We start from the raw sequence: 12,172 nt of genomic DNA, 5'->3' as shown, positions 1-12,172 counted from the left end.
AGTGATATACAGATGAGTCGTATTACTGAGTGTTTTAATAATTTGAAAAACCAGGGTCGCAAAGCGCTGATTCCATATGTGACAGCAGGGGACCCTGATCCAAAAGTAACTTTGCCACTGATGCATGCGTTGGTTGAGTCCGGTGCTGATATTCTTGAGCTGGGTATCCCGTTTTCTGATCCGATGGCGGATGGCCCTGTAATTCAGTTGGCGTGTGAACGTGCGTTATTGCATGGCACGCGTTTGCTGGATGTGCTGGATATGGTCGCTGAATTCCGTAAAACCGATCAGACTACTCCGGTAGTATTGATGGGGTACCTGAATCCGATTGAAGTAATGGGCTACCAGGCCTTTGCCGAGAAAGCATCTGCTGCAGGTGTTGATGGTGTGCTGACCGTTGACTTGCCGCCGGAAGAAGCGATTGAATTCAATCGCCTGATGCGTGAATCAAATGTCGATGTTATCTATCTTTTGGCGCCGACTACAGAAGAAGAGCGGGTCAAGCAGGTATGTGATGCCGGTAGCGGATACGTGTATTATGTGTCGGTAAAAGGTGTGACCGGTTCTGCATCACTCAATGTGGCAGAAGTCGCAGAGAAGGTTGAGATGATTCGTCGCCATACTGACCTGCCGATCGGCGTTGGTTTTGGCATCCGCGATGACGAATCAGCCCGAGCTATTTCAGAAGTCGCTGACGGCGTAATTGTCGGCAGCGTACTGGTTAATAAGATTGCTGAGCTTTCCAGCAATCAGGAACAGATCCCTGAAGCGGTTGCAGCAATTACTGCGAGCATGCGTCAGGCAATGGATAAATAAGGCTGCCAAAATAGGCAGAAGCTGGAGTAATAATGAGTAACTGGCTGGATAAAATCGTTCCTTCCCTGGTTCGCTCTGAAAAGAAGCGTACCAATATCCCTGAAGGTCTTTGGAAGAAGTGCCCTAAGTGTGAGAACGTTCTGTATCGTCCTGAACTGGAAAAGAACCTGAATGTTTGCCCTAAGTGCGATCATCATATGCGTCTGACCGCCCGCAAGCGTCTGACCGCTTTTCTTGATGAGGGAACTCTGCGGGAGATCGCAGCTGAGGTAGAGCCGGTTGATCGCCTTAAGTTCAAAGACTCTAAAAAGTATAAGGATCGCTTAGTTGCTGCACAGAAGGCGACTGGCGAGAAAGATGCCCTGATCGCGATGCGTGGTGAGGTTAATGGTCTGCCGGTTGTTGCAGTCGCTTATGAATTTAAATTCATGGGGGGCTCAATGGGTGCTGTAGTAGGTGAGCGTTTTGTACGTGCCGCCAAAGTAGCCCTGGAAGAAGGTATTCCTATGATCTGTTTCTCCGCCAGTGGTGGCGCGCGGATGCAGGAAGCACTTTTCTCCCTGATGCAGATGGCTAAGACCAGTGCTGCACTGGAAAAGCTGAAGAATGCTGGTATTCCTTATATCTCTGTATTGACCGATCCGGTTTATGGTGGTGTATCGGCCTCTCTTGCGATGCTGGGTGATCTGAATATCGGTGAGCCGGGCGCGTTGGTTGGTTTTGCTGGGCCAAGGGTTATCGAGCAGACCGTACGTGAGAAGCTACCTGAAGGTTTCCAGCGTAGTGAGTTCCTGTTGGAGCATGGTCAGATCGACATGATCATCTCTCGTGGGGAATTGCGTGAGCGTCTGTCTTCCGTACTGCGGATGATGCAGGGTTTGCCGGCGGCATAAGCAGATGTGACTGACAAAGGGCCGGAGCAATGATTTGTTCCGGCCTTTCTGTTTATTTACCGGAAAAAGTTAAAATGAGTTTATAAAGCAACGCTATGACAGTATCTGAGAAACGAACCCTTGCCCAGTGGTTAAACTGGATCGAACAATGTCACCCTAATGAGATCGAGCTGGGTCTTGAGCGGCTTAGCCAGGTTTATCGGAACATGTCTCTGGACCTGTCTGCCAGCCGTAAGATTATTATCGGCGGTACTAACGGCAAGGGTTCCACAGTGGCTTTGCTGGATCAGGTGTTGCGTGATGCAGGCCTGTCTGTTGGTTGTTTTACTTCACCGCACTTTCTTCGCTATAACGAGCGGATCAAGCTTGCAGGGCAGCCTGTTCAAGATGAGCTTCTAGTGCAAGCATTTGAAGCGATCGATCTTGCCCGTGGTGACATTCGACTAACCTATTTTGAATATAATACCCTCGCTGCCTTGTATATTTTTGCTCAGCAGCGTCCGGATGTGTTATTGCTTGAAGTAGGGTTGGGCGGACGTCTTGATGCAGTCAATATCATCGATGCAGATCTCGCCATAGTGACCACTGTCGCTATCGATCATATCGATTGGCTGGGTGATGATCGGGAGCAGATCGGTTATGAAAAGGCCGGTATATTCCGCGCCGGGATGCCTGCACTTTGTGGTGATCCGGAGCCGCCGCAAAAGTTGCTTGATTATGCGGATGAAATTGGCACACAGCTGTACTGTCGGGGGCGTGATTTCGATCTGGCTGAGTTCGAAAATGGATCTTGGAGCTGGCAGGGAATTACCGGTACTGGTCAGCCTGTTACTCATGCGGAACTGCCGGATATTAATCTGCCTAAAGCCAATGCGGCAGTTGTTTTACAAGTACTGCAGCTGTTGAAACTAGAGCTGGCAGAGCAACCGCTTGCTGCCAGTTTAGTTGCTGCAGGTTTGACCGGGAGGATGCAGCGTATCCGGCACCTGAACCACGACTATATTCTGGATGTGGCTCACAATCCTGAAGCAGCAGGCTATCTTGTTAAGCGCTTGCAACAACAACCGGTCAGCGGCCGCAATATTTTGATACTCGGTATGCTGGCTGATAAAGATATAGAGCAGGTTGTCTCGATACTTGCGCCGGTAGTAGATTTATGGCGATTGGTAACACTCGATGTACCCCGGGGTCAGTCAGCAGGGCAGTTGGCGTTGCTGTTAAAGCAGCAGGCTATCGCGGTTGATTCCCAAACTACTTGTGGTACTGTGCAGGCAGCACTGAACGGTCTGCAATCACAGCTGCAGCCGGATGATCGGGTGGTGATTGCCGGTTCTTTCTTTACTGTAAGTGATGCTCTGACAGCACTTGATATGGCAGACTGAATAAAGTGAATAACGGTTGTAAACGCAGTTTTATATGGATGGCTGATTACTGTGAATGATGGCTTTAAACAACGCTTGGTTGGTGGTGGGTTGCTACTTCTGGCAGCGGTAATACTGATTCCAATCTTTTTTGATGGTGCAGGATACAAAGAGCGACATCTGGAAAGCGCTATTCCTGCGGCGCCAGCGTCTCCCGAATTAGTGGTAATTGAACCACAAAATCAGCGTTTGCCCGACACCTCAAAAGCTGCCGCGCCGGCTCCAGCGGTAACTATCGCGGCTAAGCCTGCAGCCCTGGCAAAAGCAATTGAACAACGGAAACCTGTTATCGATCTGAGTAAGGATACTCCGGTGCTGGATCAGGAAGGTGTACCCGTTGCCTGGAGTCTGCAGCTAGCCAGCTTTAAAGATGAAGATAACGCTAAAGGCTTGCGACGCAAGCTCATTAAGTCTGGTTATAAAGTCTATACCCGCAAGAATGGTGATCTGATTAAGGTTTTTGTCGGTCCGGATATGCAAAAAACCAAGCTTGGTGCGCTGCAGAGCAGCATCAAGCAAGAGTTTGGCCTTGATGGCATTATTGTGCGTTTTACAACCAGATAAGCTGCCCTTGGCTATGCTGAAGTGTTTTTATCGAGCTCAAGGTTGTTTTTATCAAGCTCAAGGCTGTTTTTAACCGGATACAGGCATTGGGTTAGCGGTCTTGCTCTGGTAGAATCCGCGCTCTTACTAGCGATCCTGAAGTAGAGATCAATATGGTACTGAATTGGGCTGATTGGGCGATCATCGCCATTATCACCATCTCCGGCTTGTTTAGCTTGCGCGGAGGCTTTATTAAAGAAGCGCTATCCCTTATTACATGGGTTGCGGCATTCATCGTCGCGCGCCTGTTTGCACCCTCTTTGAGTACTTTGCTGGAAGACTTCCTGCAAACTCCTTCGGTACGGATCGGTGCCGCCTTTATTCTTCTTTTTGTTGCTACCCTTATGGTTGGTGCGGTAATCAATAATTTGATTGCTATGCTGGTTCACGCAACAGGGCTTAGTAGTACAGACCGAATTCTCGGTGTCGGCTTCGGTATTATCCGGGGCGGCCTGATCATTGTTGTAATTACTGCGTTGCTGGTGCGTTCACCGGTAGTGCAGGACGGTTGGTGGAGCGAATCCCAGCTGATCCCCCATTTTCTGTTAATGGAATCCTGGACCCGGGATACTGCCAGTGATATCGGCCAGTTTATCTGGAATATCAGTGGCCAGAATGGATAGTACGTTTTTACTTTATACTTGCAGTAACTAACTAAATACCTGAGGTAGCTGGAATGTGCGGTATAGTTGGCGTCGTTGCCATATCTAATGTAAATCAGACAATCTTTGATGCTCTGACGGTGCTACAGCACCGCGGACAGGATGCCGCCGGTATGGTGACCTGTGATGCGGATCGTTTCTACCTGCGCAAGGATAATGGTCTGGTAAACGAAGTTTTTCGTACCCGGCATATGAAGCGCCTGATGGGTAATATGGGTATCGGTCACGTCCGTTATCCTACAGCCGGTAGCTCAAGTTCAGCGGAGGCTCAGCCATTTTACGTCAACTCACCTTACGGTATTGCGTTGGCTCACAATGGAAACCTGACTAATACCTCAGATCTGCGTCAGCAGATGCGTAAAGAGAATCTGCGTCATATCAACACCACTTCTGATTCCGAAGTGCTGTTGAATATCCTGGCCCATGAGCTGCAGCAGATCGGTAAGCTGATACCGACTGCCGATGATATCTTTTCTGCGGTTAAAGCAGTACATCAGCGCTGCAGTGGTGGTTATGCGGTTGTTGCTGTAATTACCGGTTACGGTATCGTAGCGTTCCGTGATCCTAACGGTATTCGCCCGTTGGTATACGGTAAACGCGAGACAGCTACCGGAACTGAGTATATGGTTGCTTCTGAATCTGTTGCTCTTGATATCTCAGGCTATACGTTGGTACGTGATATTGAGCCGGGTGAGTCGATCTTTATTTCTCAGGACGGCGAAGTAAAGACCTGTCAGTGTGCCGAGAATCCGGAACTGACGCCTTGTCTGTTCGAGCATGTATACCTGGCGCGGCCTGATTCCATCATCGATGAAGTTAACGTCTATAAAGCACGTATGCGGATGGGTGTGAAGCTGGCTGAGAAAGTGAAGCGCGAGCGCCCTGATCACGATATCGATGTGATCATCCCAATACCGGATACCAGCCGTACTTCTGCATTGGAGATGGCGCATCATCTGGGTGTGAATTTCCGTGAAGGCTTTATCAAAAACCGCTATATCGGTCGTACCTTTATCATGCCGGGTCAGACCCAGCGCAAGAAATCCGTACGTCGTAAGCTGAATCCGATCGAGCTGGAATTCAAAGATAAAGTAGTAATGCTGGTTGATGATTCTATCGTTCGCGGTACGACCTCAAAGCAGATCGTGCAGATGGCCCGAGAAATGGGGGCTAAGAAAGTTTATTTTGCCTCTGCAGCTCCAGCAGTGCGTTATCCTAACGTTTACGGTATTGATATGCCGTCTGCGCTGGAACTGATCGCTCATAACCGAACCGACGATGAAGTGGGCGAGGAGATCGGTTGTGACTGGATGCTGTATCAGGATCTGGATGATCTTAAGGACTGTGTTCTGGCCGGTAATGACTCGGTAACTAAGTTTGATGCCTCTGTATTCGATGGCAACTACGTTACCGGTGATATTGATCAGGCTTATCTGGACCGTATTGACGCTGAGCGTAATGATGCAGCGAAAGACGGTGACGAGAAAGGAAGCACCAACGAGAGCGCCGATCTGCACAGTGAGATCAGCTAAATCCGATTGATGTAAGGAGAGCGCGACTTATGTCCAGCTCCAGTTTTGAACGTCCGGAACGTATCCAGTTCCCGTCTGATGAGTTCGAATTCAGCACTTTAGCTGTTCGTGCCGGTCAGCACCGTACCGGTGAGGGCGAGCACAATGACCCTATCTACCCGACATCGAGCTTTGTTTACTCGTCTGCTCGTGAAGCGGCGGCTAAGTTCAGTGGAGATGAGGAAGGGAATATCTATTCCCGCTTTACCAATCCGACAGTGATCGCTTTTGAAAAGCGCATGGCTGCACTTGAAGGTGGCGATCGGGCAGTGGCCACGTCCTCGGGTATGGCGGCTATCTTAAGCACCTGCATCGCTCTGCTACAGCAGGGTGATCATGTTATCTGTTCTCGCAGTGTTTTTGGCTCAACCGTTTCCCTGTTTGAGAAATATCTTAGCCGGACCGGGATCAGCGTTACTTTTGTTGACCCGACTAACCCGGATAACTGGGCTGCTGCGGTAGAGCCAAATACTAAGCTATTTTTCATGGAGACACCCTCTAATCCATTGGCTGAGCTGACCGATATTGAAGCTGTCTCAGCTATTGCTCATGCCAATGAAGCCTTGCTGGTGGTCGATAACTGTTTCTGTACACCGGCGTTGCAGCTTCCGCTTACTCAAGGGGCGGATATCGTGATCCATTCAGCAACGAAATACCTGGATGGCCAGGGGCGTTGTGTTGGTGGTGTGGTAGTCGGCCGTGAAAAAGAGATGGAAGAGGTGTTCGGCTTCATTCGTACCGGTGGTGCATGTATGAGCCCGTTTAATGCCTGGATCTTTATGAAAGGTCTTGAAACACTGGATATCAGGATGAAAGCCCATAGCGCAAGCGCGATGGAGATGGCTACCTGGTTGCAGCAGCAGGAAGGAATAGAGAAAGTTCACTACTCAGGTCTGACAACTCATCCGCAACATGAGTTGGCTAAGAAACAGCAATCCGGTTTCGGTGGTGTTTTGTCCTTTGAAGTGAAAGGTGATCGTGATGCCGCTTGGCGTTTTATCGATGCTACCCGAATGATCTCGATTACCGGTAACCTGGGCGATGTAAAAAGTACTATTACACATCCGGCAACCACCACTCACGGCAGAATGTCTGCAGAAGCAAAATCTGAAGCAGGCATTAAGGATAACCTTATTCGTGTTTCGGTAGGTCTTGAAGCGATTGCTGACCTGAAAAATGATCTGCAGTTGGGTCTTGCTGCGATCTGAATCAGGGTAGTTTAGAAATGCCCGCCAGGTTAACACCTGCGCGGGCATTTTTAGTCATTGCTATATGACTTACTTAGGGTGTCCACTCGGCTTCAATGCGGTGAATAGCGCCTTGCTGTGTGAGCTGGCTGCTCTTGAGCAGTAATTTATCAGCCTGGAATCCGAACCGTTGCTCATGAAACGCCTGGTGATATTGCTGTAACAGGTATGCTTTTAAATGTCTTTTGCTGCGGGCCAGTGTGATATGGGGACTGAATCTTCGGTGATCAAAACTGATGCCTTGTTGTTGTAGCAGTATTGCAATATTTTTCTGAAGATTAAGCAATGCTGTATTGTGTTTAACGCCAAGCCAGATAACGCCGGATCTGAAATGACCAGTATCATCCAGTTCAATTGCAAATGAGTTAAAGTGTAACGTTTCCAGTGCTTCGGCAATTTCAGGAATGATACTGTCTGGCTGCTCGCCCAGAAATAGCAGTGTCAGGTGAATCTGATCCGCCTTAAGTATCCGGGTACTTTTATTCACCGGACAAAGCTGAAGGATCTGGTGCTGTAATTTTTTTGGTGGATCTAAGCTCATAAACAGGCGCATAGTTAAATTTTAGGTGGTAAACAGCAGTGAAGATAGTTCTGGCCCCGATGGAAGGGGTAGTTGATGCGCCGATGCGTGAAATGCTTACCCGTATAGGTGGTATAGATCAGTGCGTAACGGAGTTTGTGCGTGTATCGGACCGGGTGTTGCCCGCTAAAGTATTTCGCCGTATCTGTCCTGAGCTGTTTAATGAATCTAACACCAGTGCCGGAGTGCCCGTTGTTTTACAGCTACTGGGAAGCGACCCTGGGGTATTAGCAGGTAATGCTGCTAAAGCCGTGAAGATAGGCGCTACAGCGATAGATCTTAATTTTGGTTGTCCGGCTAAAACCGTGAATAAGAGTAAGGGCGGAGCTGTGCTGTTGAAAGAACCTGAGCTGGTTCATGAAATCGTACGACAGGTCCGCCTTCAGGTACCTGCGGAGGTGCCGGTTACTGCCAAAATGCGCCTGGGTTTCTCTGATAAGACCCTGGCACTGGAAAATGCATCAGCAATTGCTGATGCAGGTGCCGATGGCCTGACTGTCCATGCCCGGACTAAAGAGGAGGGTTATCGCCCTCCAGCCCACTGGGAGTGGATCGCCCGGATCAGGGAGCATATTGATATCCCGGTCACCGCCAATGGTGAGGTATGGACCTGGCAGGATTATCAGCGCTGCCGTGAAGTCAGTGGTTGTGACGATGTCATGATAGGTCGCGGGCTGGTTGCCTCGCCGGACCTGGGTCTGCGAATTAAAGCATTGCAGCGGGGTGATGATCCGATGCATCTTTCATGGACTGAAATGCAGCAGTTGTTGTTGGTGTTTCTCGAAATGGTAGTCGAACAATTAGCGCCGAAGTATGTGCATGGCCGTATTAAGCAGTGGCTTAAGATGATGCAACGTCAGTACCCAGAGGCTGCTGAGATGCTTCAGGCTATGCGTACTCTTAAGCAGGTGTCCGAAGTTCGGGCGTTTCTTAAAGGCTATCAGGGCTGATCTGATGATGCTTGTTGTCGAAGCCCGGTACCCTGTCTGAAGGGGGCTTTCAGAGCAGCGGGCTTCTTGATGTAACTAAAGTTTCGGGGCTTAAAAGGGCTGTGTACTCAGCCACTGTCTGCCTTCTCGAGTATTTCTTGCAGTAGCTGTAATCAATCAGGAGTAATTCTTAGATGACTTTCTTTGTTGTCTTATTCTCCTGTCGGTATGAATGGCTATAATTCACTATGCTGTTTATAAATTGCTGGTTATCGAGTGCTTTTTATTGCCGCTCTTTCTCAGGCAGTTTGTGACAAAGATAGTATTGCCGTTAGCGTGAAACCGATACAGGAAATTTTGCCATGAAAATCAAGAATCCTGCCGTCGCCGGTATGTTTTATCCGGATAATAAAGACCAGTTAGCAGGCTTGGTAAGCAAGTTGCTGGCCGACAACCAGCACCTTCAGCCAGAATCTGGCGTTCACCCTGAGGTAATACCTAAGGCAGTGATTGTTCCTCATGCCGGACTGATCTATTCCGGCGCTATTGCAGCTCTGGCATACAACCGCTTGCGAGCTTATACCGATTCAATTAAGCGGGTCGTAATGATGGGGCCGTCCCACCGGGTCCCGCTAAGCAGTATTGCCAGCCTTAGAGCAGATCAATGGCGCACCCCGCTGGGGGATGTGCAACTGGATACAGCATTTACCAGAGAGCTGGAAGAAACTGGTTTAGTGACAGTTAATGACTCTGCCCACGCGCAAGAGCATTGTCTTGAAGTCCAGCTGCCGTTCCTGCAAAACATAGGTCTGGACAAGGCGGTTGTTCCTCTGGTTGTTGGCCACGTTGATGCCCGTCAGGTAGCTGCTGTGGTTGAGTATGTGATGGCTTCAGAAGATACGCTGTTAGTCATTAGTTCTGACTTGAGTCATTTCCACTCATATGATGAAGCCCGGGATATTGATGCAGATACATCATCACACATTGAAAGATTAAATCCGGATATCAAGCCGGAGCAGGCTTGTGGTTGTTTTGCGATGAACGGATTGTTATTAAGTGCTAAGCAACTGGGACTGACGGTCGAGAAGTTGGGTATCTGTAACTCTGGAGATACAGCTGGTGATAAGAGTCGGGTAGTGGGGTATGCCGCTTATGCTTTCTGCTAAGAATGGTGTATGCACGGAAGGTGAGCAGTACACGAAGGCCGAACAGGAGTATCTGCTTGCTCTAGTGCGGAGTGTTATCAAGGTCGGCCTGGATAGGCAGCAGCCCGTTGGTGGTGAAATTGTTTCTTGTGAATATCCAAGCCTTCAACGCCAGAGGGCATGCTTTGTTACGCTGAAAATTGACGGGCAGCTAAGGGGATGCGTCGGTAATCTGCAGGCGGATAGCCGGCTAGTTGATGCGGTTAGTCGTAATGCTTATCTGGCAGCTTTCAGAGATCAGCGATTTAACCCGGTCAGCCGGGATGAGTCGGAACAGCTGGAGGTGGAGATATCAGTACTCACTCCAATGCGCGAATTGTCGGTGTTAAACAATACAGAACTGCTGCAAAAACTTCGTCCAGGTGTGGATGGGCTGGTATTCGAAGCCGGAGATAACCGGGCTACCTTTCTGCCGGCAGTGTGGGAGCAGCTGCCAGATCCGAAAAGTTTTGTTGAGCGACTTAAGCAAAAGGCCGGGCTCAGCTTGGACTACTGGTCTGATGCTGTGCAATGTCAGGTCTACCAGGCCATAAAGATCACTCAGGATACACCGAATGATTAACAGTATTTCAGTAATTGAAGGGGATATTACGCAACTAAAAGTCGATGCTGTTGTGAATGCTGCGAACAGCTCTTTGCTGGGTGGCGGGGGTGTCGACGGGGCAATTCATCGGGCAGCGGGGCCGCAATTGCTGGCTGAATGCAAAACTCTTGATGGCTGCCAGACTGGTGAGGCCAGGATAACTGGCGGATACAACCTGCCAGCCAGCTATATTATCCATACTGTCGGCCCTGTATGGCAGGGCGGTCATTGTAAAGAAGCGCAGCTACTAGCATCTTGTTATCGTGAAAGCTTGCGGCTTGCCGTAAGGCATGGTGTTCAGTCGATCGCTTTTCCGGCTATTAGTTGCGGTATTTACGGTTACCCTAAAGACCAGGCCGTGAGTGTTGCAGTAAGCATTGTACAACAGGAAGTAAATAGCCTGCTGGCGTCAGAAGGGGCAGTGCTTAAAGTGATATTCTGCTGTTTTGATCGCCAGATGGCCAGCTTGTATGAGGCGGCGCTTAAAGCTTACTAAAATGGAGGGAGTCAGCGCGTGCACCCTCCTTAGTCATTCAGTAGCTAATCAGTGTTTAAAATCATCTACGTCATTGGTGATGTTTACATCTACCTCACTTGATGGAATCTTAAAATCATAGACCCGCTCCCAGCCATCTGACTCTGGTGTACGCTCCCAAACAGTGCCAGCATTATATTCAACCAGCTCTTTAATGGATGGGTCGATCTTGACCATCTTTTCAACATCAACAGGAATGAGGTTAGTCACTTCATCTTCAAGGAATTCCGGGGTCTCGTAACCTGTAAACATTCTCCAGCCGGTATCGTTGAGGTGCTCAGGCACGGTTTTGTACATAAAACGTACGGGTAGCTTCTCATCAAAGACCAGCCTGGAAACCAGCGCCAGAAAACCGTTTTTGGTCTGGGCCGTTTCATCTTCTTTGGAAACAGGCTTATCTACATCATCAAGACTCATAACAACTCCAAAAGGGGGAGGGAATTCAGATGCAATATTTTAATATGAATCGTAAAGAAAGTTTAGTCAGCCGTAGGAAAAATGGGCTTGTCTGATCTGTCATGTGGGAATTTTGAGCACGGCTCAATTTTTCGTATCGTGCTTCCAGATTTCATTATATGAAAACCCTTTCTCTGTTTGGCTTAGTGCCTCGTGCTATTGTCAGCCTTTAGCGCTGGCCTCAGGCAACCAATTTTTTCTGAATTGAACCTGGGTACACTGAATGAATGGCGGCTGCCGATTTGGTTATGCCAGCAGTACCGTTTTCGTAGTGTTCAGGTCTTTTAACTTTCTAAGATAGGAAATAATCCAATGACTCATATTCGCAAGCGAACGGGTGAAAAACTAAGTCGTATAGTGATCCATAATGAAACTGTCTACCTTTGTGGTCAGATCCCAGTCGATGTCAGCGCTGATATCGTTGGCCAGACAAAAGCGGTATTGGCTAGCATTGATGATGATCTGAAAGAAGCTGGTAGCGACAACAGTAAGATGCTGTCTGCACTCATTCATGTCAAAGATAACAGTGATGTTGCCGCGTTTAATGAGCTATGGAATGCATGGTTACCGGAAGGTTGTGCCCCTGCCCGGACTTGTGTTCAGTCAACAATGGCTAATGATGACGTATTGGTTGAAGTGACGGTTATTGCAGCCCTTTGATAACTGTCAGA

General features: G+C 48.8%; 14 protein-coding genes. 12 read left to right on the top strand and 2 right to left on the bottom strand.

All coding sequences use genetic code 11. The annotated features are described in order from the left end of the window. Nucleotides 1–12 precede the first annotated feature (12 nt). The 7 genes from trpA to ACQUQM_RS07405 all read left to right on the top strand — a co-directional run bounded on the left by trpA (nucleotide 13) and on the right by ACQUQM_RS07405 (nucleotide 7,174). Nucleotides 13–816: a tryptophan synthase subunit alpha gene (gene trpA, locus ACQUQM_RS07435; protein WP_432473850.1), complete on the top strand. Its 804-nt coding sequence runs from the start codon at nucleotides 13–15 to the stop codon at nucleotides 814–816. A gap of 32 nt (nucleotides 817–848) precedes the next feature. Beyond that, nucleotides 849–1,709 (top strand): acetyl-CoA carboxylase, carboxyltransferase subunit beta, encoded by an 861-nt coding sequence (gene accD / locus ACQUQM_RS07430; protein WP_432473849.1) that lies wholly within the window; start codon nucleotides 849–851, stop codon nucleotides 1,707–1,709. A 95-nt stretch (nucleotides 1,710–1,804) separates the two neighbouring features. Next, entirely contained in the window at nucleotides 1,805–3,091 is a 1,287-nt protein-coding gene (folC, locus tag ACQUQM_RS07425; RefSeq protein WP_432473848.1) for a bifunctional tetrahydrofolate synthase/dihydrofolate synthase, read from the top strand. A 51-nt stretch (nucleotides 3,092–3,142) separates the two neighbouring features. Continuing rightward, complete coding sequence (locus tag ACQUQM_RS07420) at nucleotides 3,143–3,694, top strand: SPOR domain-containing protein (RefSeq protein ID WP_432473847.1); 552 nt, start codon at nucleotides 3,143–3,145, stop codon at nucleotides 3,692–3,694. Nucleotides 3,695–3,846: 152 nt separating this feature from the next. Further along, nucleotides 3,847–4,356, top strand: a complete 510-nt coding sequence (locus ACQUQM_RS07415) for a CvpA family protein (protein ID WP_432473846.1) — start codon at nucleotides 3,847–3,849, stop codon at nucleotides 4,354–4,356. Nucleotides 4,357–4,409: 53 nt separating this feature from the next. Further along, the gene (gene purF / locus ACQUQM_RS07410; RefSeq protein ID WP_432473845.1) at nucleotides 4,410–5,927 is read left to right on the top strand and encodes an amidophosphoribosyltransferase; all 1,518 of its coding nucleotides are present in this window, start codon (nucleotides 4,410–4,412) and stop codon (nucleotides 5,925–5,927) included. 29 nt (nucleotides 5,928–5,956) lie between these two features. Further along, the gene (locus ACQUQM_RS07405) at nucleotides 5,957–7,174 is read left to right on the top strand and encodes an O-succinylhomoserine sulfhydrylase (protein WP_432473844.1); all 1,218 of its coding nucleotides are present in this window, start codon (nucleotides 5,957–5,959) and stop codon (nucleotides 7,172–7,174) included. A 73-nt stretch (nucleotides 7,175–7,247) separates the two neighbouring features. Here the strand turns inward: ACQUQM_RS07405 and thpR are convergent, their stop codons facing one another. Beyond that, a complete protein-coding gene (thpR, locus tag ACQUQM_RS07400) occupies nucleotides 7,248–7,754 on the bottom strand; it encodes an RNA 2',3'-cyclic phosphodiesterase (protein ID WP_432473843.1) in 507 nt (168 codons plus the stop codon). Between the two features lie 38 nt (nucleotides 7,755–7,792). Here thpR and ACQUQM_RS07395 point away from each other — a divergent pair, with 38 nt between their 5' ends. From ACQUQM_RS07395 to ACQUQM_RS07380, 4 genes are all read left to right on the top strand, one after another. Continuing rightward, nucleotides 7,793–8,743, top strand: a complete 951-nt coding sequence (locus ACQUQM_RS07395) for a tRNA dihydrouridine synthase (RefSeq protein WP_432473842.1) — start codon at nucleotides 7,793–7,795, stop codon at nucleotides 8,741–8,743. A gap of 341 nt (nucleotides 8,744–9,084) precedes the next feature. Next, the gene (gene amrB / locus ACQUQM_RS07390; protein WP_432473841.1) at nucleotides 9,085–9,888 is read left to right on the top strand and encodes an AmmeMemoRadiSam system protein B; all 804 of its coding nucleotides are present in this window, start codon (nucleotides 9,085–9,087) and stop codon (nucleotides 9,886–9,888) included. Beyond that, nucleotides 9,866–10,489: an AmmeMemoRadiSam system protein A gene (gene amrA, locus ACQUQM_RS07385; RefSeq protein ID WP_432473840.1), complete on the top strand. Its 624-nt coding sequence runs from the start codon at nucleotides 9,866–9,868 to the stop codon at nucleotides 10,487–10,489. The genes amrB and amrA overlap by 23 nt, the downstream gene beginning before the upstream one ends. Further along, on the top strand, nucleotides 10,482–11,006 hold the full coding sequence (locus ACQUQM_RS07380) for an O-acetyl-ADP-ribose deacetylase (RefSeq protein ID WP_432473839.1): 525 nt from the start codon (nucleotides 10,482–10,484) through the stop codon (nucleotides 11,004–11,006). The genes amrA and ACQUQM_RS07380 overlap by 8 nt, the downstream gene beginning before the upstream one ends. Before the next feature lie 48 nt (nucleotides 11,007–11,054). Here the strand turns inward: ACQUQM_RS07380 and ACQUQM_RS07375 are convergent, their stop codons facing one another. Further along, nucleotides 11,055–11,462, bottom strand: a complete 408-nt coding sequence (locus ACQUQM_RS07375) for an immunity protein Imm33 domain-containing protein (RefSeq protein ID WP_432473838.1) — start codon at nucleotides 11,460–11,462, stop codon at nucleotides 11,055–11,057. 351 nt (nucleotides 11,463–11,813) lie between these two features. Here ACQUQM_RS07375 and ACQUQM_RS07370 point away from each other — a divergent pair, with 351 nt between their 5' ends. After that, complete coding sequence (locus ACQUQM_RS07370) at nucleotides 11,814–12,161, top strand: RidA family protein (RefSeq protein ID WP_432473837.1); 348 nt, start codon at nucleotides 11,814–11,816, stop codon at nucleotides 12,159–12,161. Nucleotides 12,162–12,172 lie beyond the last annotated feature (11 nt).

The sequence above is a fragment of the Amphritea sp. HPY genome (assembly GCF_050870985.1).
Classification (GTDB): Bacteria; Pseudomonadota; Gammaproteobacteria; order Pseudomonadales; family Balneatricaceae; genus Amphritea.
This window is presented reverse-complemented; position numbering and strand designations above follow the sequence as displayed.

What these genes read in the sequence shown, in the direction of transcription:
- trpA (WP_432473850.1), top strand. Translation starts at nt 13, where the DNA reads ATGAGTCGTATTACTGAGTGTTTTAATAATTTGAAAAACCAGGGTCGC.
- accD (WP_432473849.1), top strand. Translation starts at nt 849, where the DNA reads ATGAGTAACTGGCTGGATAAAATCGTTCCTTCCCTGGTTCGCTCTGAA.
- folC (WP_432473848.1), top strand. Translation starts at nt 1,805, where the DNA reads ATGACAGTATCTGAGAAACGAACCCTTGCCCAGTGGTTAAACTGGATC.
- ACQUQM_RS07415 (WP_432473846.1), top strand. Translation starts at nt 3,847, where the DNA reads ATGGTACTGAATTGGGCTGATTGGGCGATCATCGCCATTATCACCATC.
- purF (WP_432473845.1), top strand. Translation starts at nt 4,410, where the DNA reads ATGTGCGGTATAGTTGGCGTCGTTGCCATATCTAATGTAAATCAGACA.
- ACQUQM_RS07405 (WP_432473844.1), top strand. Translation starts at nt 5,957, where the DNA reads ATGTCCAGCTCCAGTTTTGAACGTCCGGAACGTATCCAGTTCCCGTCT.
- thpR (WP_432473843.1), bottom strand. Translation starts at nt 7,754, where the DNA reads ATGAGCTTAGATCCACCAAAAAAATTACAGCACCAGATCCTTCAGCTT.
- amrB (WP_432473841.1), top strand. Translation starts at nt 9,085, where the DNA reads ATGAAAATCAAGAATCCTGCCGTCGCCGGTATGTTTTATCCGGATAAT.
- amrA (WP_432473840.1), top strand. Translation starts at nt 9,866, where the DNA reads ATGCCGCTTATGCTTTCTGCTAAGAATGGTGTATGCACGGAAGGTGAG.
- ACQUQM_RS07380 (WP_432473839.1), top strand. Translation starts at nt 10,482, where the DNA reads ATGATTAACAGTATTTCAGTAATTGAAGGGGATATTACGCAACTAAAA.
- ACQUQM_RS07375 (WP_432473838.1), bottom strand. Translation starts at nt 11,462, where the DNA reads ATGAGTCTTGATGATGTAGATAAGCCTGTTTCCAAAGAAGATGAAACG.
- ACQUQM_RS07370 (WP_432473837.1), top strand. Translation starts at nt 11,814, where the DNA reads ATGACTCATATTCGCAAGCGAACGGGTGAAAAACTAAGTCGTATAGTG.